This window comes from Streptomyces sp. NPDC056600 (genome assembly GCF_042792855.1).
Lineage (GTDB): Bacteria > Actinomycetota > Actinomycetes > Streptomycetales > Streptomycetaceae > Streptomyces.
In genome coordinates, this window is sequence record NZ_JBHTVQ010000019.1 from 1 (window position 1) to 26,532 (window position 26,532).

Sequence of the window (26,532 nt, forward strand, 5' to 3'; positions counted from 1 at the left end):
GTCCCCCTCCCCACCCTCAGCCCCCCGGACGAGCCCCCCCAGGCCCGCCGTCGTGACCTCACAGCCCGGGGCCCTGTGGACCCGCGGCCCGTCAGGTCCCTCCGGCGTGTCAGGCGGAGTCCCGTCGGACCAGCGTGGTCGGGGTGATCACGGACGCCGGGGCCTCGTCGCCAGGCCGGTCCAGCAGCCGCATCAGGAGCCGCACCATCAGCCGTCCCATCCCCTCGATGTCCTGCCGCACGGTCGTCAGCGGAGGGTCGGTGACCCCCGTCACGGCGGCCATGTCGTCGAACCCGACCACGGCCACGTCCTGCGGCACCCGCGCGCCCCGCTCGCGCAGCGTGCGCAGCGCGCCCGCCGCCATCAGGTCGTTGGCCACGAAGACCCCGTCCAGGCCGGGACACCGGTCCAGCAGGCCGGCCATCGCGCGGGCGCCGCTCTCCTCGGTGAAGTCGCCCTGCCACAACAGCTCTTCGGGTGCGTCGACCAGCACGTCCCGGTACCCGTCGATGCGGTCGAGGGCGGCGATCTTGTCGCGCGGACCGGCGATGTGGGCGATCCGGCGGCGACCCAGCGACACCAGGTGACGCACCGCCTCGCGCGCGCCCCCGCGGTTGTCGCAGTCGACGAACGGCGCGACGGGCCCGGACCCGGGGGCGGGGCGGCCGCCGAAGACCGCCGGGATCCTGGTACGGGCTATCAGGGACGCCAGTTGGTCGTCCTTGTGCAGCGAGAAGGCCAGCGCGCCGTCCACGTGACCGCCCTCCAGGTAGCGGGCGATCCGCTCGTGCTCGCCGGCGCCCTCCACCCACAGCAGCACCAACTGGGCACTGTGCGCGCTCAGTTCGCGGCTGATGCCGCGGATCTGCTGCTCGAAGAACGGGTCGGAGAAGACCCGGAACTCGGGTTCCGCGATGATCACCGCGACCGCGCCGGTGCGCCGGGTCACCAGCGACCGGGCGGCGTGGTTGGGGACGTACCCCAGCTCCTCCACGGCCTTGCGGACCTTGTCGACGAGCGGCGGCCGCACCCCCACGGCCCCGTTGACCACGCGGGAGACCGTCGCCCGGGACACCCCGGCCCGCTCCGCGACCGCCTCGAGCGTCGGGCGGGGTCCCATGGTCTGCTCGGACAACGGTGCGCTCCTTGTCTGCGTCCGCGGGCTCCTTCGCCCGATGCCGCGCCGGTCACCCGGCGCGGACCAGGATAGGCGCTCCCGGTCCTCCCGCTGAGAGCGCTTGCACGACCGGCCGCCGAACCGTGACCCGGGGCGCCGGCATCCGGTCGCCCGGCCTTCACCGCCGCCCGTTGTCCGACCCGGGTGGCATGCTCCGCCGCCATGGACATACGACAGTTCTGGCACCTCGTCGAGACGGCCCGCGACCAGGCGCCCGACCCGGGCGACGGTGAAAACGTCGCCCGCCGGGCGGGCGCGGCGCTGGCCGCCCACCCCGCCGAGGCGATCGTCGCGGCGTCGCAGACCCTGTGGGACCTGATGGCCGTCTCCTACACGAATCCTCTGTGGGCCGCCGCCTATCTGATCAACGGCGGATGCTCCGACGACGGTTTCGACTACTTCCGGGGCTGGCTGATCGTCCAGGGACGCGAGACCTTCGAGCGCGTGGTCGCCGACCCCGACGCCCTGGCGGAGCTCCCGGCCGTGCGGAGAGCAGCGGCCGCCGGACACGACCTGTGGTGCGAGAACACGCTCGGCATCGCCTGGGACGCGCACATCGCGGCGACCGGCCGCGAGCTCCCCGACGACGCGTTCACCATCCGCTACCAGCGGCTGGACCCCGCCTGGAACTTCGATTTCGGCGACCACGCCGAGATGACGCGCCGGCTCCCCCGCCTGGCCGCCCTGTACCGGGAGTGAACGCAGGCGCCCCACCCCGCGGTCGCAGCGGCCGACCGGCACCGCCCGATCAGCCGTGCGTCTCGCGGAGTTCGATCTTGCGGACCTTGCCGGAGACCGTCATCGGGAAGGCGTCCAGCACCGCGAGGCGGCTGGGGACCTTGTAGTGGGCGAGCCGGCCCTCGCAGAAGGAGCGCACGTCCTCCAGGGCCGGCGGGTCCGCCGGGTCGCGAGGGATCACGCAGGCGAGCACCTCCTCGCCGTACCGCTCGTGCGGCACCCCGACGACCTGGACGTCCGCGATCTTCGGATGGCGGTAGAGGAACTCCTCGATCTCCCGGGGGTAGATGTTCTCGCCGCCCCTGATGATCATGTCCTTGATGCGGCCGACGATCTCCACGTACCCGTCCTCGCGCATCACCGCGAGGTCCCCGGTGTGCATCCAGCGGGCGGAGTCGATGGCCTCGGCGGTCCGCGCGGGGTCGTTCCAGTAGCCGAGCATCACGCTGTAGCCGCGGGTGCGCAGTTCGCCCGGCACGCCGCGTTCCACGGTCACCCCGGTCGCCGGGTCGACGATCTTCACCTCGATGTGCGGGAGCGCCCGGCCGACGGTGGCGGTGCGGTGCTCGAGATCGTCGTCCCTCCGCGTCTGGAGGGACACCGGCGAGGTCTCCGTCATGCCGTAGCAGATGGAGACCTCGGCCATGTGCATCTCGGCGACCACCCGCTTCATCACCTCCACCGGGCAGGGCGAGCCGGCCATGATGCCGGTGCGGAGGCTGGAGAGGTCGTAGGAGGCGAAGTCGGGCAGAGCCAGCTCGGCGATGAACATGGTGGGCACCCCGTAGAGGGAGGTGCAGCGCTCGGCCTCGACGGCGCGCAGGGTGGCCGCCGCGTCGAAGGAGGGCGCGGGGATCACCATGCAGGCGCCGTGCGAGGTGGCCGCCAGATTTCCCATGACCATGCCGAAGCAGTGGTAGAAGGGGACCGGGATGCAGATCCGGTCCTGCTCGTCGTACCCGACGGTGCGGCCCACCCAGTACCCGTTGTTGAGGATGTTGTGGTGCGAGAGGGTCGCGCCCTTGGGGAAGCCGGTGGTCCCGGAGGTGTACTGGATGTTCACCGGGTCGTCGCAGCTGAGCCCGGCCGCGATCTCGTCGAGCCGTTCCTCGGGCACCGAGGCGGCGCCGGCCGTCAGGGCGTCCCAGGAGGGGTCGCCGATGAAGACGGTCTCCCGCAGGGCCGAACAGCGGCCCCGGACCTCCTCGACCATGGCCCGGTAGTCGCTGGTGCGGTGGGCGAGCGAGGAGACCAGCACGCTCACGCCGGACTGTTCCAGCACGTACTCCAGCTCGTGCGTGCGGTAGGCCGGGTTGATGTTGACCATGATCGCGCCGATCCGGGCGGTCGCGAACTGGACGAGCACCCACTCCGGGCAGTTGACCGCCCAGATGCCGACGCGGTCCCCCGTCGTGACGCCCAGGGCCAGCAGTCCGCGGGCCACCTCGTCGACGGCTGCGCCGAACTGCGCGTAGGTCCACCGGCGTCCGGAGGCCACGTCGACCAGCGCCTCCCTGTCCGGATGGGCGGCGATCGTCCGGGCCAGGTCGGCGCCGATCGTGTCGCCGAGCAGCGGGGTGGCGCCGGTGCCGTGGGTGTACGACAGCGCGGCCGGGGTCCGCGTGGTCATGGCGTCCTCCAGGAACGGGTTCCGGCACCATTGCCGGACGGCTCCCCGCCATCGTGTAATCCGTGACACGGATCCCGCCACCCCCGAACGGGGGTAGCCAAGCGGGAGCGACGACGAAGGGCGGAGAGAGTGGCGCGGACGAACGGGACGGACCGTGCGGACGCCGGGCACGGTGGGGGCGCCGCGGACCGCGCCGCCGCGGCGGCGATCCGCACCGCGCTGACCCGCCTGGGCCGCACCAGCGGGCTGCCCGTCGTCTTCGGCGGGCTGGTGGAGTCGACGGGGCCGCGGATCCGGATCAGCGAGCTCAGCGGGACCCGCACCCCGGCACTGCGCGCCCTGGCCGTCTCCACCGGCACCGGCCTCGGCGGCAGGGCGGCCGTACTGCAACGCCCGTGCGCGGTCGCCGACTACGCGGCGTCCCGGCGGATCAGCCACGAGTACGACGCCGCCGTCGCGGCGGAGGGGCTCCGTTCGGTGCTCGCGGTGCCCGTGGTGGTGCGCCGCCGGGTGCGGGGCGTCCTGTACGGCGCCCTGCGCACCGCCGAGCCGCTGGGCGACCGCGCGCTGGGCGCGGCGGTGGAGGCCGCGCGCCGGGCGGCGCGGGGGCTGACCGCCGCCGAGGACGCGGGGGCGGCCGACGAGGGGGCGGGGCGGCCGCCCACCGGCCTGGCGGAGCCGCAGCGTGCGGACGAGGCCGACGGCCCGCTGCGGGAGCGGGCCAGGCAGGCGTACGCGGCGCTGCGGGCGCTGGCCCCGCACGTCGACGATCCTGCGGTGCGGGCCGGCCTCGACGAGGTGTGCGCACTGCTCGGCCCCGGTGGTGCGGGCGACGGCGGGCCGGTGCCACCGGTCGGCGCGCCGGTCGGCCTCACGCCGCGTGAACTCGACGTGCTGGCCTGCGTGGCGGTCGGCGACACCAACGCGGCCGCGGCCCGGCGGCTGGGGCTGCGGCAGGAGACCGTCAAGGCCTACCTGGGCTCCGCCGCCCGGAAGCTGGGGGCGCGAGGGCGGTGGGCCGCGGTGACGGCCGCCCGGCGGGCGGGGCTGATGCCCTGAGCCGTCCCGCTGCCGGGGCAGGCGTGCGGAAGGGCGCCCGTCCGCGTGTCCGCGGGGGGGCGCCCTCACTGTGCGGGGCTCAGGTCCCGGACCGCCGGTGAGATGCCGGCGGTCCGGGTCCGTCGGTCACGGTCCGTCAGGCGGCGGACCGCACGTGCCGGCACGGGGTGGCCCGGTCCGCCCCGTACCCGTCGTGGTGGCCCGGCTTGCCGTGGCCGCCCTTGCAGGGCTTGCCGTGACCGTGGCCGGGCCCGCAGTGCTTGCCCTCGCAGGGCTTGCGCTCGACCTGGACGGTCGCCGAGTCGCTGTCCGAGCGGACGCCCCCGGCGGCCACGGCGATCGCCGTGTTGGTGATCCGGCCGGCCTTCGCGTCCGCCACGGTGACCCGGTGGGTGCCGGTGCAGGTCATCTCCTGGCCCGGCGCCAGCGTGGTCGAGGGGCAGGTCACCCGGCCGAGGCGGTCGTCCTGGACGGCCACGCCCGTGAGCGGGGTGTCGCCGGTGTTCTCGACGACGTACTCGTAGGTGATGACGTCGCCGACCCGGTAGGTGCGGTCGTCGTCCACCCGCTTGTCGAGCCGCAGCCCGGACTCGCCACCGCCGCCGGCGACCGTGATCCGCGCGCTGTCCTCCTCGGAGCGGAACTGCTGCCCGCCGAAGGTGCCGGTCGCCGATGCGGTGTTGGTGACCGACCCGGCCTCGGCGTCGGACTCGCTGACCCGGTAGGAACCGGTGCAGGTCACCTCCTCGCCGGGCTCCAGGGTGGTGGGCCGGCATGCGATCCCCACGACCCGGTCGTCGGTGACCTGCACGTCGGTCAGCGTGGTCTCGCCCGTGTTCCGCACGACGTACTCGTAGTCGACGAGGTCGCCGACCTGGTAGGTCCGCTCCTCGTCGACCCGCTTGTCGATGGTCAGCGAGGAACGCTGGCCGACGACCTCGACCTTCTCGGTGGCGGGGTCGGACTCGACCGGGGTGGTGCCGGAGGTGCCGAAGGCCCGCGCCACGTTGACGACGAAGCCGTTCGCCGCGTCCTCGGGGGTGACGGTGTAGGTGCCGCGGCAGGTGGTGGCCTCGCCCGACGCCAGCGTCGTGTCGTCACAGGTCACCGGGTCAACCCGGTCGTCCTGCACCCGGACTCCGGTGATCTGCGTGTCACCGGTGTTGGTCACCGTGTACTCGTAGGTGACCGTCTCGCCGACGCGGTACTCACCGGCGCCCTCCACCTCCTTGACGATGGCCAGCCCGGGTGCGCCAGGAGTGAGGATCTGGATCGTCGCGCTGTCGGGCTCCGAGTCCGTCTCCCTGCCGCCGGACCGGCCCCGGGCGAAGGCGAGGTTGACGACCCTGCCGTCGGCGACGTCCTCCTGCCTGACGGTGTACGTCGCCCGGCAGATCGTGAACGCGTCCGGCGCCAGCGTGGTGTCGTCGCACTCGATGCCCGTGACGACGTCGTCGACGACGGCGAGGTCGGTGACCGCCACGTCACCGGCGTTGGTCACCCGGTACTCGTAGGCGACCGGGTCGCCCACCTCGTAGGCGCGGGAGTCGTCGACGGACTTGTCCAGCAGCAGCAGCAGCTCGTTGGCGACACCGACCGTCACGCGGTCCTCGTCCGACTCGACAGGCCGGCCGTCGGCCTGCCCCACGGCGGTGGCCACGTTCTCCACGTACCCTCTGTCGGCGTCTTCCGGCTGCACCGTGTAGGTACCGGTGCACTCGGTGGTGTCACCGTCCTGACCCTCCGGGGCGAGCGTCACGGCGGCGCACTCGATGTCCGTGACGCGGTCGTCCCTGATCGTGAGCCCGGTGATCGCCACCGGTCCGGTGTTGCTCACCGTGTACCGGTACTCGACCTTCTCACCGACCCGGTAGGCGACGTTGCCGTTGGCGGTCTTCTCGATCCGCAGACCCGGGCCACGCTGGACCGGCAGGGTGACCTCGGCCGGCGGGGCCTCGACCTCGGTGCCGTTCGACCTGCCCACGGCGTCGGCCACGTTGCGGACCTGGCCCGCCCTGGCGTCCGCGTCGGTCACCGCGTACGTCCCGGTGCAGGTCATCGACTCGCCGACGGCGAGCGTGGTCTTCGGGCAGGCGATCCTCGTGACGTGGTCGTCCGTCACCGTGACACCGGTCAGCGGGGTGTTGCCGCTGTTGGTGACCACGTACTGGTAGGGAACCTGCTGGCCCGGCTCCAGGGGCAACGGGACCTCGGGCTCCTTGGCCACCTGCTTGACCAGGTTGAGCCGCGGCAGCTGGGCCGCCGCGTGCACGCTCACGTTGCGGATCAGGTGCACGTCGGTCCACAGGCCCGTCGAGGCGGCGAAACCGAACTTGTAGCTGGAGGGCACCGGCTGCGGGGCCGGCGCGGTCAGCACCTGCTGGAGGTCGTCCACACCTCCGTCGAAGTCGATCCAGACGGTCACCACCGGATCGGGCCCGGGCGAGACCTCCACCCGCACGGTGCGACGCGACGGCTCCAGCAGCGCCTCGGCCTCCTCGGGGGTGGCGTCGGCGGGGATGTTCGTGGTCGGCCCGTGCAGGTTGCCCGGCAGGGTGCTGGGCCAGGGGCCGGTGGTGCTGTCCAGGTTCTGCGCGGTGGAGGTGAGGAAGCAGTAGCCCTCCGTGCCGTTGCCGGGGCCGCGCAGGGTGACCTTGTTGGGCTCGGACTCGCGGATGTGGGTGCCGGCCGGTGAGCGGGTGTCGCAGCCGTTGCCCCGGTGCTCCCAGTCGCCGAAGAAGTTGCCGAGAACGTCGAGACCGACACCCAGGTACCCGTGGTTGACGCCGGGCAGGAAGGGGTTCGCCGGGTTGTCGTCGGGCAGCTTCTGCGCGTACCCGAGGCTGCCGCCGAAGGCGCCGGGGGCGGTCAGCTCGGCGGCGCCGTCGATCAGGAAGAAGGAGATTCCGTCGGCGGGCCGGGCCGTGGTGCTGCCGTACTGCCACTGGTCGAAGGTGACCACCACGCCCTGGTTGGCAGGCAGGGCGTGGTTGTACAGCACGGCGGCGGACTGGTCGCGGTCCGCGGTGGTGAGGCGGAGGTAGCCGTGCGGATCGGCGCCGTTCGGCGGCAGCGGGCCCGCCCCGCCCGGCGGACAGCCCGTCAGCTCGTGCGGGCCCGTCGGCGGAGGGGCCGGCGCCTCCGGCGCTCCGGTCAGGCACGCGGGGCCGTAGCCGATGAACTCGGGGTCGGCCGTGGCATGGGTGAACGTCTCGTCGACCAGCGGGACACCGACCGGCTGCGCCTGGGCCACGGAGTTCATCCCGAGCCCGGTGGCCACCATGCCCGCCACGCCCAGTGCACACCCCACGCGGCGGCGGGTGCCACGACGCGCGGATGGCAGTCTGAAAAATGATCTCATGCTCGGAACATACGGCTATGACCGGTTTCGCGCCCTTCCGGTGCGCCGACAGGGAAGCGACACGCCGTCAGGTCGGGTGTCGGTGCTGCATCCGGGCGCTCACCTTCGTGTCGCACCGTCACCTGCTTGACTTCGGACGTGGCGCCGCGTCCGGCCTCCGTCGTCAGCGCCACGTCCGCCGCCTCAGAGCGCCGGCACGAAGGGGATGCCCGCCGGCTTCGCCTTCTCCAGGTGGGAGAGGTAACTGCTGTCCTTCAGGCCGAAGTTGGCGCTGCCCCAGTTCGCCTGGGCGAGCTTGTCGCGCAGTCCGGCCGGGTAGCCGCTCCAGCCGACGAGCGCCGGGTACTGCCAGGCGCCCCGGTGGTTCTCCGGCGGCTCGTCGTTCGCGGTGGCGGCCCGGAAGCAGTGCGTGCTGATGCCGTCCTTGTGGTAGACGACCTTGGGGTGGGCGCCCTCCCAGGGGATGCGGTCCCGGCCGTGCACGGTGAAGTCGCCGTGGTTCGAGGTGGCCACGTAGCGGGCGGTGTCGGTGGCCTGCTCGACCCAGACCACGATGTGCTCCCAGTCGTGCCGGTGGCCGCCGATGCTGGTGCCGGCGAGGGCCTGGTCCTTCTCGAAGTAGAGGCCGTAGAGCACCGCGCACCAGCCGTTGTTGCAGGTGGCCCGGGAGTAGGCGTTGGTGTTGCCCAGGTCGAAGTCTTCGCGGCAGTTGCCGTTGAGGGCGCCGGTCGGGTTGAGCCCGCCGTTGAGCGAGCCGTCGGGCCCGATGGCGGGGGTGGAGTAGCAGCCGTCCGTGTCGTAGTCGAGCGCGGGCTGGAACCGCAGCTCGAGCGAGGTGGCGTTCACCGGCAGGGCGGCGGGCGGGGCGGCCTGGGCGGGGCCGGCGACGGCGAGCAGCAGCACGAGGGCGCCGCCGAGGGTGCCGAGCGCCCGGCCGGCGCGGCGGGGGCGGGCGGAGCGGGGTCTGACCGGGGAGGTGCGTCGTCCTGGCAAGGCGTTCTCCTCAACTCGTCCGCTGGAGAGGGGATGTGACGCACCCGTGGGTGCGCGACGCGTGCACGGGACACTCTGCCGGTACCGGAGCCCGCGGGGAATGACGTGCTCATGAAGAACGACCCAATTCCGCCCCCGCCGTGCCGGGATCAGGCCTGTTCCAGCACCGCCATGGCCGCGTTGTGGCCGCCGAGCGCGGAGACCGCTCCGCCGCGGACCGCGCCGGAGCCGCAGAGCAGCACCGAGGGGTGGCGGGTGGCCACGCCCCAGCGGGCGGCCGGGGTGGACAGGTCGGCGTCGTCAGCGGCCCAGGGCCAGGCCAGGTCGCCGTGGAAGATGTGGCCGCCCGGCATGGCGACGTCCGCCTCCACGTCCTGCGGGATCTTGGCCTCGACGCAGGGCCGTCCGTCGCCGTCGCGGGCGATCACTGAGTCGAGCGGGTCGAGCAGGTGCCGGTCGAGGGAGGCGACGGCGCGGCGCACCGCCTCCGCCTTGCGTTCGGCGCGGGTGGCGGGGTCGGCGAAGAGGGTGGCGGGGAGGTGGAGGCCGAAGTAGGTGAGGGTGTGGGTGCCCTCGGGGACGTCGCCCAGGATCGACGGGTCGGTGAGCGAGTGGCAGTACACCTCGCCGGGTAGCCGCCGGGGCACCCGTCCGCCCGAGGCATCGGCGTACGCGGCGGCCAGGTCGTCCCAGTCCTCGTCCAGATGGAGGGTGCCCGCGAAGGCGACGCGGGGATCGGCCCCGGACTTCAGGCGCGGCAGCCGGTCGAGGAGGAAGTTGATCTTCAGCTGGGAGCCGACCGGCTTGTCGGCGGGGTCGCGGGTCTCGCCGAGCAGCCCGTCGAGCACCCAGGGCGCGGCGTTGGAGAGGACGAACCGCGCGCGCAGGGCGGGTCCTCCGGCGATCTCGACCTCGGCGCCGTCGGCGGCGGGCCGCACGGCGGTGACCTCGGCGCCCGTCACCAGCTCGGCGCCGGCCCGCAGCGCCGCGGCGGCCAGGGCGTCGGTGACCGCGCCCATCCCGCCGACGGGGACGCGCCATTCGCCGGTGCCGTTGCCGATCAGGTGGTAGAGGAAGCAGCGGTTCTGGATCAGCCGGGGGTCGTCGAGGGCCGCGAAGGTGCCGATCAGCGCGTCGGTGGCCACCACGCCGCGGACGGTGCCGTCGGCGAACCGCCTCTCCAGCGCCTCGCCGAGGGGCCGCCGCACGATCTCCTCCCAGAGGCCGGGATCCACGCGCCCCCGCAGGTCGCTCTCGCGCGGCAGCGGCTCGGTGAGGGTGGGCGCCAGCACCTCGGCGAGGCCGCCGAGGCGGGCGTAGAAGTCGCTCCACGCCTCGTACGCGGCGTCCGACCCGGTCAGCCGGCGGAAGCTCTCGCGGGTGGCCTCGCCCTCGGGCCGTTCCACCAGCAGCCCGCCGGGCCGTCCGTCCCGCAGGACGGGGGTGTAGGAGGCGGTGGAGCGGGAGGCCAGGCCGAGCTCCAGCCCCAGGTCCCGCATGATCCGCTCGGGCATCAGCGACACGAGGTAGGAGTAGCGGGAGAGCCGGGTGGGCCGCCCGGGGAAGGCCTGCGCGGAGACGGCGGCCCCGCCGGTGCGGTCGAGGCGCTCCAGGACGGCGACGGAGAGTCCGGCCCGGGCGAGGTAGGCGGCCGCGGCGAGCCCGTTGTGGCCGCCGCCGACCACGACGACGTCGTAGGCGGTGCGGCTCGTCATGATCGATGTCATGCGCCCACCCTCCCCCACCGGGTGCCCGAGGCCCAGGCCCGTGCATGGGTGGAGCTCCTGCGGTGACCCGGTAGGTGTACGCGGAGGGCGGCCGGCCCCCTCATCGGGGGGGAACCCGGCGGCCCCGGGACACGTTCGACCACTGCGGGTACTGTGAGCGCACGCCGCAAGGGGGAAGGACCATAAGATGATCATTTTCGGTACCAAGGGCTACCTGTACCAGCTGGCCATGCTGACGCTGGTCTGCGGGAACTGCGGCAACCCCTCCGCGCACGCGCTGCGCAAGCACGTCACGAAGTTCACGCTGTTCTTCGTGCCGCTCTTCCCCCTCTCGGTGAAGTACTCGACGCAGTGCACCTTCTGCGGGGCGCAGCGGCGGCTGAGCAGCGCGGAGGCGGACCAGCTGCAGGCGGGCGCGGCGGGCGGTCAGGGCAACCCGGTCCAGGGCAGCTCCCAGCAGCAGCCGTACCAGTCCTGACGCCGGGACGGCGGGCCGGGCCGTGGCCGGGCCCGCCTCCCGGGCGATCGGCGCGTCCTCGGGGACCGGGCGGTCCCCGAGGACCCGTGGGTCCCCGAGAAGCGTGCGCCCCGGGGACCGTGCGTCCCGGAGGTTCTACCGGTGGGACGCGAACTCGACGACCTGCTGGTAGGTGGGCCGGTTCTGCCAGCTGATCGGGGCGTGGGTGATGCCGCCCAGCGCCCGGTGGATCACCGCGTCGGCGCACCACTGGTCCCCCGCGGCGCAGTGCTCGTCGCCCGGGTAGACCTGTGCGGCGGTGCGGCCGGCCGCGTCCTTGAGGGTGCGGGCGAGCACGCCCCGGCACTCGGTGAGATCGCCGGCCCCGCAGTAGGAGCGGGCCAGGCCGCCCTCCACCTTCTCGCCGAGCACGGCGCGGACGTCCTTGTCGACGTAGCTCCACCAGCCGTACTGGAAGGCGCTGCCGGCGTGCCCGCCGGTGGGTCCGTGCGAGGCGCCCGGCGGTTCGTCGACTGGCAGGTTGTTCTCCAGGGCGGTGTAGAGGCCCTCGCCGAGGCCGGGCCCGAACTCGGCCTTCACCAGCAGCGGCCACCAGGCGTCCAGGATCCGGATCGCCTCGGCGTGCGCGTACCGCTTCGAGCCGCGTGAGGTCTCGGTGCGCAGGGAACCGGCCGAGTTCCAGGCCGACAGTTTGGCGATCGCGTCGGTGACGGCCGGATCGTCGACGGGGCCGCTGCGGAGCACCTTGAGGAGCTTGGGCAGCACCTGTTCGGCGCGCAGGTCGGCGAGGCCGGCCTGCGCCATGGCGCGGGTGAGCGAGGCCCGGGTGACGTCGCCGTTCTGGACGAGGGCCCGGACCCGGTCGTCGAGCAGGTCGCCGCGGTGGACCGAGCCGTCGCCCCAGGAGGCGACGGTGTAGCCGTGGGCCAGCTTGTTGTTCCAGGAGATGTAGTAGTCCTGGTCGAGCGACTGCGGGTGCTGGGCCGGCGGGGTGTAGGCGGCCCGGTTGTTCTCGGGGTTCCAGTCCCGCCACTCGTAGCGGGCGTCGGCCCAGGCGGGGAAGTCCGGGTCCACGCCGGCGGCCCGCACGGGGTTGTCGCCGCTGTTGTAGTAGGCGGTGCGGCTGGAGTCGGCGTAGAACCAGTTGAAGGTGAAGTTGATGTGCTGCGCCGCCTGCTGGAAGGTCTCCGGGCCGGTGACGTGGCCGGGGTCGTTGAGCATCTGGAAGCCGACGATGGAGTCGACCTCGTGCCGGTAGGAGGTGCGCAGGCTGGTGTAGGCGACCTTCTTGCCGCCGACGGTGGCGCGGTACTCGACCGGTCCGTACCTGGTGAGCCAGGCGCGCATCCGGTACGAGCCGGCGGCGGTGGAGTCGGCGACGGTGGGCTTCCAGGAGTTGGTGTGCTCCACCTTCTCCATGGCCACGCACTGCCCGTGGAACAGGTAGTGGTAGTCGTCCTGGCACAGTTCCACGGCGTAGGTGTCGACGATGTCCTGGGCCGAGGTGGTGGCGGACCAGGCGTAGTCCTGGCCGCGGCCGAGCTGGACGTACATCGACAGTCCGGCGAAGGAGGCGCCGCGGGCGCTGATGCCGGGGCCCTGGATCTCCTGGAGCATCAGCAGCTGGGGCGCGAAGTAGCCGGTCTGCGGGCCGAAGACGGCGACGGGGCGGCCGCTCGCGGTGTGCTCGCCGCTGACCACCAGCGCGTTGGACATGCCGCGCCGGGCGGATCCGACGGCGGCCGCGGCCGCGGCCTCGGCGGTGGCGTCCGCCTTGGCCGTGGCGGCGCTGCCGGTGCGGTCGTGGACCAGCGGCTCGCGGGTCACCGAGCCCGGGTCGGGCAGTGCCGTGCCCTGCGGGTCGGCGGGCCGGCCGGCGTAGGGGAAGCGGGCGCCGTGTACGGTGACCGCCGCCTCCGGGTCGTCGCGTTCGCGGAAGGACTCCCAGACCCGGGTGCCCTCCTGGACGCCGTAGCGGGACTGCGCGGCGAGCAGCGACAAGGCGTTGTCGACCTCGCCGCCGCCGCCGGAGCCGAAGAGCGCGCCGACGACGGAGGCCAGGGCCACCAGGTCGGTCAGTTTGAAGGGCTGGATCTTGCCCAGGTTGAGGATCGGGTCCTTGTGCCCGGTGAGCACGTACTCGCCGGGGAAGTAGCGGCCCTTGTCGGAGGCGGTGATGTAGGCGTTGATGCCGTCGATGTAGGCCTGCGCGTCGGCGAGGGCCTGGCGGCCGCGTTCGCCGTTCTCGGCGGCCACCCGGTCGATCTGGGCCTGGAGCTCCGCCTCCGTGTAGGGCGCGGCCCGCCAGAACTCCTGTTCCAGCGCCTGGTTGCCGGGCGCTCCGCCCGCGAAGGAGGTGAGCTCTCCCCGGCCGACGTGGCGGAAGACGTCCATCAGCCACAGCCGGTCCTCGCCGGCGGCGTACCCGGCGCCGAACTCGGTGCCGTAGCGGGTGGTGCCGGTGATGTGGGGGACGCCGGTGGCCTTGTCGCGGACGATGGTGACGTCCGTGCGGCCGGCGGGCTTCTTGGTGGAGGCGACCTGGTCGGCGGGGACGCCGAAGGAGGCGTCGTTGAAGAAGTCGCCGATGGTGGACTCGGTCAGCTCCGGATAGCCGCTCGCCAGGTTCGCGTAGGGGCCGAGCTGGTCGTCGCTGTGCGCGGGGACGGTGTTGACGGTCTGGTCGAGCAGGATCTCGGCGAGGGTGGCGGTGCCGTCCGCGCCGGGCGGCAGGATGTCCGAGCAGCCGTCGCCGCAGTGGTCGGTCACGGCGGCGGCCGCGACGGGTGTGGCGGGCGCCGCGGCGGAGGGGAAGGCGGGGGCGAGCAGGGCGGCGATCATGGCGCCGGTGAGCAGGACCGGGAGCCTGCGGGCGGTTCGTCTGTCAGGGGCGGTGCGTGGGGTGTGCCGTCTCACGGCAGCTCCTCCCGACGGGGACAGGGCCAGGAGGTTACCGCCGGTAGCCGCACAGTTGAAGATGCCGGTACGCCAACTTTCGCGCGGGGATCGCGGGGTTTGTGAGGAACGCATGGAGGGTATCCGCGCTCTCGGCAGCCGCCGCGGCCGCCGTCCTGCCCACGGACACCCTTCCGGGGACCACGGTCCTCGACGGACGTGTGCCCGCGGGAAGTTGCCCTCTCCCCGCCACCGAGGGGGTGGCTGACGACCGGGGCGGAAGGCCCGGGAAGCGGGTGCGGGCCGGGCGTCCGGGAACCCCCCGTAGGGTGTTCCGCATGGATCTTCGATTGCCCAGGTGGCCACGGAAGCGTGTGCTCGCGGCAGCGGCGGCCGCCGTCGTGCTGGCGGGCGCCGCTGCCGTCGGCACCGCGGCGGTGGCCTCCGGGGACGACGCGCCCCCGGTGCGGCACACTGCGCGGATGATGACGATGGACGGCGGGGTGCGGCTCGACACCTCCTTCTACACCTCCGGCCCGTCCGACCGGCGCCGCCCCGCGGTGCTCCTCGGGCACGGCTTCGGCGGCGACAAGGGAGAGGTCCGCGCGCAGGCCGAGGACTTCGCCCGGCACGGGTACGCGGTGCTGACCTGGTCGGCCCGCGGGTTCGGCCGGTCGACCGGGAAGATCGGGATCAACGGCCCGAAGTCCGAGGTCGCCGACGTCTCCCGGCTGATCGACTGGCTGGCCACCCGCCCCGAGGTGCGCCTGGACGGCAAGGGCGACCCCCGGGTGGGGGCCGCCGGCGCCTCCTACGGCGGGGCGATCGCCCTGCTGGCCGCCGGGCACGACGGCCGCATCGACGCGCTGGCCCCGGCGATCACCTATTGGAACCTGTCCGACGCGTTCTTCCCCAACGGCGTCTTCAAGAAGCTCTGGGCGGGCACCTTCATCAGCTCCGGCGGCGGCTGCTCGCACTTCGAGGACGAGCTGTGCCGCATGTACGAGCGGGTCGCGCAGTCCGGGAAGCCGGACGTCGAGGCCATGGAACTGCTGGCGGGCCGCAGTCCGGTGACCGTCGGCGACCGCATCAAGGCGCCGACGCTGCTGATGCAGGGCCAGAGCGACTCGCTCTTCCCGCTGGACCAGTCGGACGCGGCCGCCCGGGCCATCCGGGCGAACGGCGCTCCGGTGGCCGTGGACTGGCTGGCCGGCGGGCACGACGGCGGCAGCGCCGAGGGCGGGCGGGTCCAGGCCCGCACCGAGGCCTGGTTCGACCGCTATCTCAAGGGCGAGCGGAAGACCGACACCGGGCCCGCCTTCCGCGTCACCCGGGCCGGCGGGGTGGACTCCCGGGACGGCGACGTCCGGTACACCGGGGCGAGCAGCGCGGAGTACCCGGGGCTGAACGCCGGCCTGCTGCGGTTCCCGCTGACCGGGAAGGAACAGCGGGTCGAGAACCCGGCGGGCGCCGCGCCGCCCGCCGTCTCCTCGTTGCCCGGCCTCGCCGCGGGCGGGGGGATGGCCCAGCTCTCCTCGCTGGGCGTCGACACCTCCCTGGACATCCCCGGCCAGTTCGCGGCGTTCGAGTCGCGGCCTCTGACGGAGGACCTGCGGATCACCGGCTCCCCCACCGCGACCGTGCACGTCGAGTCGGACACCGACGACGCGGTGCTGTTCGCCAAGGTCTACGACGTCGGCCCCGACGGCAGGCGGCAGGTTCTGCCCTCCCAGCTGGTCACCCCGCTGCGGGTGCCCTCCGGGCAGGACGTCCGGATCCCGCTGCCGGTCATCGACCACGAGGTCAGCGCCGGGCACCGGCTGCGGCTGGTCCTGGCCTCCACCGACCTCGCCTACGCCTCGCCCGCCGCCCCGGCGACGTACTCGGTCTCCCTGCGGGGCGATCTGATGGTGCCGACCGCGAAGGACGTGCGGGCGGCCGAGGCCCCGCTGCCGGCCCGGGTCTGGTGGCTGCCGCTGGCGGGCCTGCTGATCGCGACGGCGCTGCTGTTCGCCGGCCGCCGCCGCACGGCCGTTCCGGCGCCGTCGCCGGAGCTCTCCGGGGTGCCGCTGGAGATCAGCGGGCTGAGCAAGCGGTACGCCGGCTCCGCCGACCGCTACGCGGTGCGGGACCTGTCCTTCCGCGTGGAGAAGGGGCAGGTGCTGGGCCTGCTCGGCCCCAACGGGGCCGGCAAGACCACGACGCTGCGGATGCTGATGGGGCTGATCCGGCCCGACGAGGGGGAGATCCGGGTCTTCGGCCACGCGATCCGGCCGGGCGCGCCGGTCCTCTCCCGGGTCGGCGCCTTCGTCGAGGGCGCCGGCTTCCTGCCGCACCTGTCCGGGCGGGAGAACCTGGAGCTGTACTGGCGGGCCACCGGCCGGCCGGCCGAGGACGCCCACCTGGAGGAGGCACTGGAGATCGCCGGCCTCGGCGGCGCGCTGGAACGCGCGGTGCGCACCTACTCGCAGGGCATGCGGCAGCGACTGGCGATCGCCCAGGCCATGCTGGGGCTGCCCGACCTGATGATCCTCGACGAGCCCACCAACGGGCTCGACCCGCCGCAGATCCGTGAGATGCGCGAGGTGATGATCCGGTACGCGGCCGCCGGCCGGACCGTGATCGTCTCCAGCCATCTGCTCGCCGAGGTGGAACAGACCTGCACGCATCTCGTGGTGATGGACCAGGGCCGGCTGGTGCAGGCCGGCCCGGTGGCGGAGATCGTCGGCACCGGCGACACCCTCCTGGTCGGCACCGGCGAGCCGGTGGCGGCTCCGCTGGCCGACAAGATCGCCGCGCTGCCCGAGGTGGACACGGCGGTGGTCACCGACGACGGCCTGGTGATCCGCCTGGTGGCGGGCACCGCTCCCGGGCGTCTGGTCGCCGAGCTGGTCCGGCTCGACGTCCCGGTGGAGTCGGTGGGCCCGCACCGCCGGCTGGAAGACGCCTTCCTCACCCTGATCGGAGAGTCCGCATGAGCCCGCAGAGCACGCTCGCCGGGTCCGGCCCGGAGCCGGCGGCCGACGGGGGGCCGGCCGCGACCGCGGTCTCGGCCGCGACCGCCGAGGGCTACCGGCCGGGGCGGACCCTGCCGCTGAGTGTCGAGTTCGTCCGGCAGCTCAAGCGGGGCCGGACGCTCGCCATGGGCGCCGTGCTGACCCTGCTGCCGGTGGTCATGGCGGTGGCCTTCGCGATCGGCGGCGACGACGGGGACGGGCCCGGCCGCCGGATCAACCTGATGGACACCGCGACCGCCTCGGGCGCCAACTTCGCCGCGACCTGCCTGTTCGTCTCGGCGAGCCTGCTGCTGGTGGTGCCGGTGGCGCTGTTCTGCGGCGACACGGTGGCCTCGGAGGCCAACTGGTCCTCGTTGCGCTACCTGCTGGCCGCCCCGGTGCCCCGGATGCGGCTGCTGTGGTCCAAGCTCGCCGTGGGGCTGGCCATGAGCCTGGCGGCGATGATCTGGCTGCCGCTGGTCGCCCTCGCGGTGGGCTCGGTCGTTTACGGCTGGGGCCCGCTGCGGATCCCCACCGGCGGCGCGCTGCCGCTCACCGACGCCCTGTGGCGGCTGGCGGTGGTGGTCGGCTACCTGTTCGTCTCCCAGCTGGTGACCGCCGGCCTGGCGTTCTGGCTCTCCACCCGGACCGACGCGCCGCTGGGCGCGGTGGGCGGGGCGGTGGGCCTGACCATCGCCGGCAGCGTGCTGGACCAGGTGGAGGCGCTCGGGCAGTGGCGTGAGTTCCTGCCCGCGCACTGGCAGTTCGCCTGGGCGGACGCCATCCAGCCGCAGGTGGACTGGGACGCGATGATCCAGGGCATGTCGGTGTCGGTCGCCTACGCGCTGGTGCTCTTCGCCCTGGCGTTCCGCGGGTTCGCCCGCAAGGACGTCGTGTCCTGACCGGCGCCGCCCCCTTTCCTCATGGCCTGGGGTCGGCGCCGGTCAGGCGGCGATGGTCAGGCGCGCCAGGTGTCGTTCAGCGTGACCCGGCCGTCGGCCGGCACGGTGAGGGTGCGGTTGGCGCCCGACTCCCAGGTGACGGCACCGGAGGCGTTCTTGCGCACGTACTTGTAGGCGCAGGTGGTGCCGGCGGGCAGTGCGACGTCCAGGCTCCACACCGGGTAGGCGGCCGGGTCGAGCTTCGGCGCCTTCGCGGTGTCCCAGCCGCCGAGCTGCGAGCAGTCGCCGGCGACGTGGATGTTCTCGCCGACGACGGTGGTCGCGTTCACCTTGAACGAGGCCCCGGCGGACGGCTGGACGGTGCCGGAGCAGGTGCGGGCCCCGGTGTGCAGCGCCACCGCGGTCTCGGCGGCGAGGGTGGCGGTGAACTGCCCGGAGGAGTTGACCGTGACGGCCCGGCCGGACTGCACGTCGCAGTAGTCCCCGGCGGCGAGTGAGGTCTGGAAGGTGCGCGACAGGGCGGTGCCGGTGTGGTTGATGGCCACGTAGGCCTTGCTGCCGCGGCCGAAGGCGATCCGGTCGCCGCCGTCGTCCCACCAGTTGGTCACCGTCTGGCCGCGCGCGGTGTTGCGCAGGGCCACCATGGAGGAGATCTCGCGCCAGGCGTGCTGGCACTTCCAGCCGTCGCTGTAACAGGCGTTCACCTGGCCGCCGTTGGGCGGGCCGGCGTCGTTGTCGCTGAACTCGTAGCCGGAGTGGACGTCCGGGGAGCCGTACGGCCAGGCCAGCATGAAGACGTTGGCCAGGGTGTAGGTGGCGCCGGCCTTGTAGTTGAGGGTCTCGCCGTTGCGCTCGGTGTCGTGGTTGTCGACGAAGACGCCGGCCTTGGAGGAGCCGAGGTAGCCCCAGGACTCCCCGTAGTTCTTCAGGTAGGCGAGGTTCTCGTTGGTGAAGACCCTCTTCAGGTCGCGGGCGTACCGGAACTCCTGGACGTCACCGGTGTTGAGGTACTCGTCGGGCTGGACGGCCTCGCCGGCGCCGTGGATCACCTCCTGCTTCCAGTAGGCGTTCGGGTTGGTCAGCCGGGACTTGATGTTCGCGAGGTCGGCCGCGGGCATGTGCTTGGCGGCGTCCACCCGGAAGCCGTCGGCGCCCAGGGAGAGCAGGTCGTTCATGTACCCGGCGATCCGGCCGCGGACGTAGTCCTCGCCGGTGTCCAGGTCCGCCAGGCCGACCAGTTCGCAGTTCTGCACGTTGGCCCGGTCGCCGTAGTTGCTGATCTGGGCGGTGCAGTTGTCGAAGTCCGGGGCGGAGTAGACGCCCGGGTAGTTGTACTTCGTGTAGGTGGAGCCGCCGGTGCCGGTGCCGGACCCTGCCGACATGTGGTTGATCACCGTGTCGACCACGACCTTGACGCCCGCCGCGTGGCAGGTGTCGATCATGCTCTTGAAGGCGGTGCGGTCACCGAGGCGGCCGGCGATCTTGTAGCTGACGGGCTGGTACGAGGTCCACCACTGGGAGCCCTGGATGTGCTCCTGCGGGGGCGAGACCTGGACGTAGCCGTAACCGGCCGGTCCGAGCTGGTCGGTGCACGCCTTGGCGACCGAGGCGAACTTCCACTCGAACAGGACGGCGGTGACGTCCTTGTCGCCGGGCGGGGCGGCCTGCGCCGTCGTCGGCGCCGCCACGACGGCCAGGGCGGCTCCCGCCACGAGGGCGAGAGTCGCGGCCATGGTCTTTTTGGCCATGTGTCCTCCACGGAGGGGAGAGGGCGAGGGGGGGAGATGCGCGCGTTGCAGGGGGGATTACAGGGGCACTTCAGCGGCCGCGTCCCGGTGCAAGAATCCGACGGGGCTTGCTGCAAGCTCTTGCAACTGGGCTGCGGTCGCGACCGTACGAGCGGCCCGACCAGGCGTCAACCCTTCGCGCAGCAACCGCTTCCAAGATCACCGGAGCAATGCGGGCGCTTCGCCCGCCGCCGCCCAGATCGCTCACTCCCGGGCCCCCAGGGCCCCGTCGGCGCTCCCGCGACAAGCCCACGGACGATCACCGACCCCTCCTCCGTCGCCTCTTGACAGCCCTTCGCGTGGCTGAATTACTGGCCTCTACGCACGATTACCGAATGTTCGGTCGGTAACTCACGGTGGTGGTTTCCCTTGACGCAGTCCCAGAGCCAGACCGCTCAGGACTCCCCCGGTCCGGCGGAGACGATGTTCGCCGCCGACGCGGCCTCGGCCGCCCTCGGCATCGAGCTGGTGGAGCACGGTCCGGGCACCGCGGTGTGCCGGATGCGGGTGACCCGCGCGATGGTGAACGGGCACGGCATCGCGCATGGCGGCTACCTGTTCCTCTTCGCCGACACGGCCTTCGCCTGCGCCTGCAACAGCCGCGGGCCGGTGACCGTCGCGGCGGGGGCCGACATCGACTTCGTCGCCCCGGTGCACGAGGACGACGTACTGGTGGCCACCGCCGAGGAGCGCACCAGCTTCGGGCGCAGCGGCATCTACGACGTCACGCTCCGTCGCGGTGACGAGGTGGTCGCGGAGTTCCGCGGCCGCAGCCGCGCGGTCGGCGGCGGAACCGTCCGTCCCCGCCCCACGGCGCACGAGGAGTCGCGATGACCCCCCGGACGCCGGAGCGGCCCGTCGGCACCCTGCAGCGGGTCAAGGTCCTGCGGACGGGACCGACCCGGAGGACCGCTCCCCACAGGTCCCGGCGGTCACCAGTCGCGCACGGCGTCGACGGCCACGGTCTCGATGAACGGCGTGCGCATGTCCAGCTCGTTGAGGCAGGCTGCCCCGAAGGCGTCACCGATCTTCGCGATGGAGCCAAGGTGCGGGGCGCACGTCACCCAGGTCCGCCACGGCCGCCGGTTCGGGGCCCGGACCAGTCCAGTTCACGCACGGCGGCACACCGCGTCGAGGCGTCGATGCCGGTGACCTGCGAGGCGGTCCAGGTGGTCGGACTCCAGCCGTACCCGGATGCCAGGTGCCGGGTCCGACAAGCCGGCCACGCCACGTGCACGGCGTCATCCGTGCAGCGGTTCCCCATGACTGACGTGGAAGTGCAGGTGCTTTGAGTCCTGGTAGTCGCCGAGGTTGGTCAGCACCCGGCACGCGCCGTGCTCGGCCGTGACCTGCCGGGCCACCTGACGGACGACGGACAGGACGTCGTGGACCGCCGAGATGTCGGCACCGCCCAGCTCCACCAGCGAGGGCACGTGCTGTTTGGGCACCACCACGACGTGGACCGGCCAGAACGGGCGGGTGTGGTGGAAAGCCAGGACGGTCCCGGTCTCGGCGACGACCTCGACGGGCGTCCGGCCGCTCAACGCCTCGTCACACTAGAAGTCCTCCGTCAGCGCTTCGGCCCCACCCCCGCCACCCGCCGGCTCAGCCGTCCGCGCACCCTGGGACGGCGCCGGGAGCGCCGCGGCTGCCAGGTACTCCTGTGCCGTCGTCACGTTGGAGTCCAGGTCGGTGACCGAGTCGAGCACGAGCCGCTGCCGGGTCCATGGCTCGTACTCGGCCCGCCGCTGCTCCACCGCTTCCCAGCCGAGTTCCCCGAAGCCCACGATGCCGCGCGAGCGGCTCTCCAGCCGCCGACGGTGCACCCGCCGGTCCGAGCACACCACCTCGATGAAGGCGACGGGCGTGCTGTGGCGTTCCGCCAGAACCCGCCACTGCGCGCGAGCCGCCTCCACCGCGTTGACGGCGTCGATGATCACGCTCTGCCCGAGGGACAACAGACCGTCGGCCACCGACTCGGCCACGAGGTAGGCCGCGAGGCCCGTGGGCTGACCGCGGTCCACACCGGCGCGCCACATCGCCGCCTCGACCGGGTCGACCGACACCACCGCCGCGGGCAGCACCCGCCCCAGGCGTTCGGCGACCGAGCTCTTGCCTGCCGCGGGCAGCCCCGCCATGACGATCAGCATGACGCCACGGTCGCACAACGGTGGGGCCGCCCGGAGCCCGTTCCGGTACCGTGCGGGCGGCACACGGCACGGCACGGCACACGGCGGACGAACGCGGGGGCGGCGGCGGGGTGCGGATCGACGGGCGGACGGTGCGGGCGGTCAACGGGCTGACGGCGCGATGGGCCCAGGAGGTGCCGGCGGACGGGACCGGCACGGCGTTCTCCGCGGTGGGCGTCTGGCCGCTGCTGGCGTTCCTCGCCGACGGAGCCGGCGGCCGCGCCCGGGAGGAACTGGCCGGTGCGGTGGGGCTGGACGCCTCCGAGGCGGCGGGCGCGGCGCGCGGGCTGCTGGCGGTCCTGGAGGGCGAACCGGCGCTGCGGCTCGCCCTCGGCCTGTGGACCCGCCGCACGCTCGAGGTCAGGTCCTCCTGGCTGGAACGTCTCGCACCCGGCACGCACGGGGTGCTCACCGGCGATCCCCGGGCCGACTCGGCCGCCCTGGACGCGTGGGCGGCCGGCCGCACCGGCGGCGGGATCGACCGCATGCCCGTGCCGGTCCGCGAGGACACCGAGATGGTCCTCGCCACCGCCCTCACGGTGGCCACCGAGTGGCACCGGCCCTTCGTGTCGGGCCACCTGTGCCCGGAGTCCGGCCCGTGGCGGGACCTGGAGGTCCCCGCGCTGTACCGCTCGGGCACGGTGCCGGAGCGGCTCGTCCTCGCGGACACCCCGCACGGCGCGGTGACCGGGCTGACCGTCATGGGCCGTGAGGGCGTGGACGTGCGCCTGCTCCTGGGCGAGGATTCGGCGGGGCCCGGACGGGTGCTCAGGAGCGGACTGGACGTACTGGAGCACCGCCGCCCGGTGGTCCGGGGCAGCGAGCTGCCGTTCGGCGAGCCCGGCCCGGGCATCGAGGTGCGCCACGCCCTGCGCACCGTCGCGGGCCCGCCCACGCTCGACGTCACGACCGTGCCGTTCGCCGTGACGGGCGACCACGACCTGACACGGCATCCTGGCCTCTTCGGCCTGACCGCCTTCCTGGACACCGGGCGCGGCCACCTGCCGGGCGTGAGCGACCAGCCGCTGGCGCTGAGTGCTGCCGCTCAGAAGGCCACCGCGGCCTTCGGCGAGCGCGGATTCCGGGCCTCGGCGGTCACGGCCTTCGCCATGACGGCGGGCGGCGCCCCTCCGGTCACGCGCCACCGTGTCACCGAGGTGCGCGTCCGCTTCGACCGGCCTTTCGGCTTCCTCGCCGTCCACCGCCGGAGCGGGCTCGTCCTGGCGGCGGGATGGGTGAACGCGCCGGGTGGGTGACACAATCCGCCCCATGTTCACGGCCTCCCGCGCCCACGGCTCGCACCCCGGCCGCGACCTGTCCGGCTCACCGGCGCTGACGCGCGTGACGTCGGAGCACGTCGCCGCGCTCACCGCCTTCCTCGGGGAGGCCGACCTCACGCTCAGCGGCCTGGACGCCCCCTCCGTGCGGCTGTGGATCGACCGGGCCCCGGACGGGACAGTCACCGGGAGCACCGGCTACGAGCTGAGCGCGGACGGCCGGCACGCGCTGGTCCGCAGCGTCGCGGTGAGCCCTGCCGCGCGGCGCTCCGGACACGGCAGCGAGCTGGCGCGCTTCGCCCTCGCCCGCGCCGTCGAGGAGGGCGCCGAACACGCCTGGCTGTTCAGCCGCCGCTCCGGCCCCTTCTGGCGGAAGCTCGGCTTCGTCCCGGCCGACCGGGACGCCCTGGCCGCCGCGCTGGCGGACACCGAGCAGGTCCGGCTCTTCACCGGGACGGGTCAGCTGGCCCGTGAGGTCGCCTGGGCTCTGCCTCTGCGATGACCTCGCGCGCCGCCCGGACGAGGGCGGCGTTGCCCGGGGCGGGCCTGCCGTCGGGCAGGAGGAGCGCGTCCTCCAGGCCGATCCGGGTGTCCGGACCGCGGGCGGCCGCGAGTCGCAGGACGGGCCAGGCGGCGGCGTCCTCGCCGTGCAGGAGGACCGGCGCGGCAGCCGGCGTCGACGGCCTGCCGGGCGGCGATCGACAACTCGGCGGGGGTGACCGGCAGATGAGGGCACTCGTCCCTGCTTCGCGCACCGTTCAGGCAGACCTGGAGCATGCCGCCGTCCTCGCAGCCCGGCCCCCGAGGCGTCTTCCGGCCGACGACCGGTCAGCCGGTCAGCCGGTTGGCCGGTTGGCCGGTTGGCCGGTTGGCCGGTTGGCCGGTTGGCCGGTTGGCCGGAACGTGGGGCCGAGGTGCCGCAAGTGTCCGGTCGGCAACCAGACGCGCCGACGAGGCCCGCACGCGCTCAGTCCAGGATCCCCGGAGACCCGCCCCGGAGACGGCGGCGGTGACGCTGACGGCTGAGCGGAGCGGCTCGCCACCAGCCCCGCACGGCACGCCGAAGCCCGGTGCCGCCGCTGCCGGTCCCGCCGCTGCCGGTGTCGCCGCTGCCGGTGTCGCCGCTGCCGGTGTCGCCGCTGCCGGTGTCGCCGCCCTCGCCGACGGCAGCCCACCACCGCATCACCCGGGCTGCCATCGCCGCCGGGCCGGACCGCACCGGGTCGAGACCGAAGTGCTGCTCCAGTTCGTCCCGCAGGAACCCGCGGATCTCCAGCGGGCCGGCCCCGCCGCCGAGTCGCCGCAGGAGAGGGCCGAGCATGCAGTCGTACTCGTCCGCCACCTCGTCGGCGACGCCGATCGGATCCCACTCGTTGAGCAGACGCCGCAGGTCGTCCTCCAGGGCGCGGGTCGCGGGTCGCGCAGCGCCGGCCCGCCGCCTGGAGGGGGCGGCCGTCATGCGGGCCCCTGCCGAGGGCGGCCGCCCGGCAGCGAAGCGATCGGCAGCTCGCACTCCCGCCCGGGCAGGGCCTGACTCACGGCACCTCGGGCAGCACCAGGGCCCTGGCGACGGGCATCCCGGTGCGCCCGGCGTACGCGAGCCGCTCCCGCACCTCCCGCATGGTGCGCGGACGGTAGCCCTGGCCACGGCCGCAGCAACCGGTCGCGTGGAACCGGACGCCCACGTTCAGCAACACTGTCAGCACCCGCCAGCCCTCGTCGTCGCGCCGCGCGGGCGCCGCGAAGACCGACCCGACGTGGGTCAGCGGACCCGCGCAGCGGGGGCAGATCCGCGCGCGGCCGTCATCGCCCTCCCGGCGGAACTCCTGTTTCCACGAAGCCCGGCACGGCAGGCACACGTACGACGTCCTGGCGATCCCCATGCGCCCACGGTAACGGCGGCCGGCCGCGGCCACGACAGCTTTTCACCCCACCCCGGTCCCCGTCCGGTCGGCACGCCTCCACCCCTGCACCCCGCGCCCCCGAAGCGTGGCGAAAACGGATGCCCGACGACGTCCCGCCCGGCATGCTGACCCGATGGGCGACAGAGCCAACGTGATCGTGGTCCACGAGAACGGCACACACGAGCTGTACCGCACCGGCTGGGCGGTCGGCATCGACCTCGACCTGCTGGAGGGGCCGGCGCCGGTTCTCGGCATGCTTCCCGAGCTGCGCCAGGACGGCTGGTGGCTGGACGACAGCATGGCTCAGGGCGGGATACTGCTCGACCTCGGACGGAAGGTGCTGCTGCTCTTCGCCTGGGAGGGGCCCAGCACCGAACTCCGCCACCGCGCGGCCACGTTCGAGCTGATCCGCGCCGCGTGGCCGGGCTGGGACGTCCGTTGGCTGTACGACGGCCCGGCGGAACTGCGTGCGCACGTCGGGCTGGACCCGGAGCACGTCCGCTGCCGCGACGCGAACCTCGGCCTGGCCCCGTTCCTCGCCCCCGGCGACGCGGACCTGGCCGGGCCCGACCCCGGCGGTGTGGTGATCACGGTCGGCACCGGCCATTGCCACATCGTCTCCGACGCCTTCGACCACCCCGTCCGCGAGGGCCCCGCCCTGCTCCACCGCCTGGCGACCGCCCCCCGGCACGAGAGCTGCCACCTGCACGTCAACTCCGGCATCCACCTCGATCCGGAGCGCCGCCACCTGGGCTGGTGGTCCCTCTCCTCCACGCCGCGGGCGTACCAGGTGCCAGAGGCGTGGCCGGGCTGGCCTGGCCCGGCGGGAGGAGGCCGACACGAGGCCGTGGAGTCGGCTCCCTGCCGCGGACCGCATCGCGTGACGCCGGCCTTCGGACCTACACGCTCTCCGCCTCGGCCACCGGCGCCGAGGCGGGGGCGGGTGCGGGGGCGGGAGCCGGGCTCGGCGGCGGGAACGTCTCCCGGAAGGTGAACGCCCGGGGCGTGGCACCGTGTTCACGCACCATCGCCACCCGCTCCATCGCCTCGGCGGTACTCGGCCGGTGCCCCGCCGGCACCCACCACAGCGCCTGGTGCGCCTCGCCCATCCGCCGGAACCACTCGCGCCGGCGGCTCAGCACCCGTAGGTGGTCCGAGTGGTAGGTGAAGTCCCGCAGTGCCTCCACCGACTCCCACACCGAGCAGTTGATGAGCAGCAGGTCGTCACCCTCCTCGGGCCGAAGGCCGGTGGAGTCCTCGCCCCCTTCGTCGACGAGCCGCCACACGAAACCCGGGCTGCGGTCGGCGAGGGCGTTGATCGTCGGCAACTCGGCCACGAAGCCGCTCAGTTCAGGGCCGTCCAGCGGGCCGACGATGCGGCCGACGTTGACCTGCGCGAGGTGAAAGGTCGTCATGGAC

At 73.6% G+C, this 26,532-nt stretch carries 22 protein-coding genes and 1 pseudogene; 9 read left to right on the forward strand and 14 right to left on the reverse strand.

The features are described from left to right. Positions 1-109: 109 nt before the first annotated feature. Complete coding sequence (locus ACFRAV_RS12295) at positions 110-1,120, reverse strand: LacI family DNA-binding transcriptional regulator (RefSeq protein ID WP_382554391.1); 1,011 nt, start codon at positions 1,118-1,120, stop codon at positions 110-112. A gap of 219 nt (positions 1,121-1,339) precedes the next feature. Here ACFRAV_RS12295 and ACFRAV_RS12300 point away from each other — a divergent pair, with 219 nt between their 5' ends. Next, positions 1,340-1,876, forward strand: coding sequence for a DUF4240 domain-containing protein (locus tag ACFRAV_RS12300; RefSeq protein ID WP_382554230.1), 537 nt, complete (start codon positions 1,340-1,342; stop codon positions 1,874-1,876). A 49-nt stretch (positions 1,877-1,925) separates the two neighbouring features. Here ACFRAV_RS12300 and ACFRAV_RS12305 read toward each other — a convergent pair whose 3' ends face one another. After that, positions 1,926-3,545 (reverse strand): AMP-binding protein, encoded by a 1,620-nt coding sequence (locus tag ACFRAV_RS12305; RefSeq protein ID WP_382554232.1) that lies wholly within the window; start codon positions 3,543-3,545, stop codon positions 1,926-1,928. A 129-nt stretch (positions 3,546-3,674) separates the two neighbouring features. Here ACFRAV_RS12305 and ACFRAV_RS12310 point away from each other — a divergent pair, with 129 nt between their 5' ends. After that, complete coding sequence (locus ACFRAV_RS12310) at positions 3,675-4,604, forward strand: response regulator transcription factor (protein ID WP_382554234.1); 930 nt, start codon at positions 3,675-3,677, stop codon at positions 4,602-4,604. A gap of 136 nt (positions 4,605-4,740) precedes the next feature. On the opposite strand, the gene ACFRAV_RS12315 is transcribed toward ACFRAV_RS12310, so the two are convergent. From ACFRAV_RS12315 to ACFRAV_RS12325, 3 genes are all read right to left on the reverse strand, one after another. Further along, complete coding sequence (locus tag ACFRAV_RS12315; protein ID WP_382554237.1) at positions 4,741-7,914, reverse strand: hypothetical protein; 3,174 nt, start codon at positions 7,912-7,914, stop codon at positions 4,741-4,743. Positions 7,915-8,148: 234 nt separating this feature from the next. After that, positions 8,149-8,958: an NPP1 family protein gene (locus ACFRAV_RS12320; protein ID WP_382554240.1), complete on the reverse strand. Its 810-nt coding sequence runs from the start codon at positions 8,956-8,958 to the stop codon at positions 8,149-8,151. 149 nt (positions 8,959-9,107) lie between these two features. Then, a complete protein-coding gene (locus ACFRAV_RS12325) occupies positions 9,108-10,673 on the reverse strand; it encodes a phytoene desaturase family protein (protein WP_382554394.1) in 1,566 nt (521 codons plus the stop codon). 199 nt (positions 10,674-10,872) lie between these two features. Here ACFRAV_RS12325 and ACFRAV_RS12330 point away from each other — a divergent pair, with 199 nt between their 5' ends. Further along, positions 10,873-11,163, forward strand: a complete 291-nt coding sequence (locus ACFRAV_RS12330) for a zinc-ribbon domain-containing protein (RefSeq protein WP_382554242.1) — start codon at positions 10,873-10,875, stop codon at positions 11,161-11,163. A 135-nt stretch (positions 11,164-11,298) separates the two neighbouring features. Here ACFRAV_RS12330 and ACFRAV_RS12335 read toward each other — a convergent pair whose 3' ends face one another. After that, complete coding sequence (locus ACFRAV_RS12335) at positions 11,299-14,079, reverse strand: penicillin acylase family protein (RefSeq protein ID WP_382554244.1); 2,781 nt, start codon at positions 14,077-14,079, stop codon at positions 11,299-11,301. 317 nt (positions 14,080-14,396) lie between these two features. On the opposite strand from ACFRAV_RS12335, the gene ACFRAV_RS12340 reads away from it, so the two are divergent. Together ACFRAV_RS12340 and ACFRAV_RS12345 are read left to right on the forward strand one after the other, a co-directional pair. Further along, complete coding sequence (locus ACFRAV_RS12340; protein WP_382554246.1) at positions 14,397-17,036, forward strand: alpha/beta fold hydrolase; 2,640 nt, start codon at positions 14,397-14,399, stop codon at positions 17,034-17,036. Next, positions 17,033-17,956: an ABC transporter permease gene (locus tag ACFRAV_RS12345; protein WP_382554248.1), complete on the forward strand. Its 924-nt coding sequence runs from the start codon at positions 17,033-17,035 to the stop codon at positions 17,954-17,956. Before ACFRAV_RS12340 ends, ACFRAV_RS12345 begins: the two co-directional genes overlap by 4 nt. Positions 17,957-18,012: 56 nt before the next feature. Here ACFRAV_RS12345 and ACFRAV_RS12350 read toward each other — a convergent pair whose 3' ends face one another. Next, complete coding sequence (locus ACFRAV_RS12350; RefSeq protein ID WP_382554249.1) at positions 18,013-19,704, reverse strand: carbohydrate-binding module family 20 domain-containing protein; 1,692 nt, start codon at positions 19,702-19,704, stop codon at positions 18,013-18,015. A gap of 462 nt (positions 19,705-20,166) precedes the next feature. On the opposite strand from ACFRAV_RS12350, the gene paaI reads away from it, so the two are divergent. Next, complete coding sequence (gene paaI / locus ACFRAV_RS12355) at positions 20,167-20,577, forward strand: hydroxyphenylacetyl-CoA thioesterase PaaI (RefSeq protein ID WP_382554397.1); 411 nt, start codon at positions 20,167-20,169, stop codon at positions 20,575-20,577. Positions 20,578-20,675: 98 nt separating this feature from the next. Here the strand turns inward: paaI and ACFRAV_RS12360 are convergent, their stop codons facing one another. The 3 genes from ACFRAV_RS12360 to ACFRAV_RS12370 all read right to left on the reverse strand — a co-directional run bounded on the left by ACFRAV_RS12360 (position 20,676) and on the right by ACFRAV_RS12370 (position 21,893). Next, positions 20,676-20,807 (reverse strand): hypothetical protein, encoded by a 132-nt coding sequence (locus tag ACFRAV_RS12360; RefSeq protein WP_382554251.1) that lies wholly within the window; start codon positions 20,805-20,807, stop codon positions 20,676-20,678. A 177-nt stretch (positions 20,808-20,984) separates the two neighbouring features. After that, entirely contained in the window at positions 20,985-21,287 is a 303-nt protein-coding gene (locus ACFRAV_RS12365) for an HIT family protein (RefSeq protein WP_382554253.1), read from the reverse strand. A gap of 12 nt (positions 21,288-21,299) precedes the next feature. Beyond that, entirely contained in the window at positions 21,300-21,893 is a 594-nt protein-coding gene (locus ACFRAV_RS12370; RefSeq protein ID WP_382554256.1) for an AAA family ATPase, read from the reverse strand. A gap of 50 nt (positions 21,894-21,943) precedes the next feature. On the opposite strand from ACFRAV_RS12370, the gene ACFRAV_RS12375 reads away from it, so the two are divergent. Beyond that, positions 21,944-23,188 (forward strand): serpin family protein, encoded by a 1,245-nt coding sequence (locus tag ACFRAV_RS12375; protein ID WP_382554258.1) that lies wholly within the window; start codon positions 21,944-21,946, stop codon positions 23,186-23,188. A gap of 13 nt (positions 23,189-23,201) precedes the next feature. Continuing rightward, on the forward strand, positions 23,202-23,711 hold the full coding sequence (locus ACFRAV_RS12380; protein WP_382554260.1) for a GNAT family N-acetyltransferase: 510 nt from the start codon (positions 23,202-23,204) through the stop codon (positions 23,709-23,711). Here ACFRAV_RS12380 and ACFRAV_RS12385 read toward each other — a convergent pair. The 3 genes and pseudogenes from ACFRAV_RS12385 to ACFRAV_RS12395 form a co-directional block, all read right to left on the reverse strand. Beyond that, positions 23,656-23,880 (reverse strand): annotated as a pseudogene (locus ACFRAV_RS12385) (3-keto-5-aminohexanoate cleavage protein); the annotation flags it as partial. The gene ACFRAV_RS12380 and the pseudogene ACFRAV_RS12385 sit on opposite strands and share 56 nt — an antisense overlap. A gap of 296 nt (positions 23,881-24,176) precedes the next feature. Next, on the reverse strand, positions 24,177-24,668 hold the full coding sequence (locus tag ACFRAV_RS12390; RefSeq protein WP_382554262.1) for a hypothetical protein: 492 nt from the start codon (positions 24,666-24,668) through the stop codon (positions 24,177-24,179). A 76-nt stretch (positions 24,669-24,744) separates the two neighbouring features. After that, positions 24,745-25,092: a deoxyxylulose-5-phosphate synthase gene (locus tag ACFRAV_RS12395; protein ID WP_382554264.1), complete on the reverse strand. Its 348-nt coding sequence runs from the start codon at positions 25,090-25,092 to the stop codon at positions 24,745-24,747. 154 nt (positions 25,093-25,246) lie between these two features. Between ACFRAV_RS12395 and ACFRAV_RS12400 the strand changes: the two genes are divergently transcribed. Further along, on the forward strand, positions 25,247-26,107 hold the full coding sequence (locus ACFRAV_RS12400; RefSeq protein ID WP_382554266.1) for a hypothetical protein: 861 nt from the start codon (positions 25,247-25,249) through the stop codon (positions 26,105-26,107). On the opposite strand, the gene ACFRAV_RS12405 is transcribed toward ACFRAV_RS12400, so the two are convergent. Then, entirely contained in the window at positions 26,013-26,528 is a 516-nt protein-coding gene (locus ACFRAV_RS12405) for a DUF3291 domain-containing protein (RefSeq protein WP_382554269.1), read from the reverse strand. The two genes, ACFRAV_RS12400 and ACFRAV_RS12405, sit on opposite strands and share 95 nt — an antisense overlap. Positions 26,529-26,532: the final 4 nt, after the last annotated feature.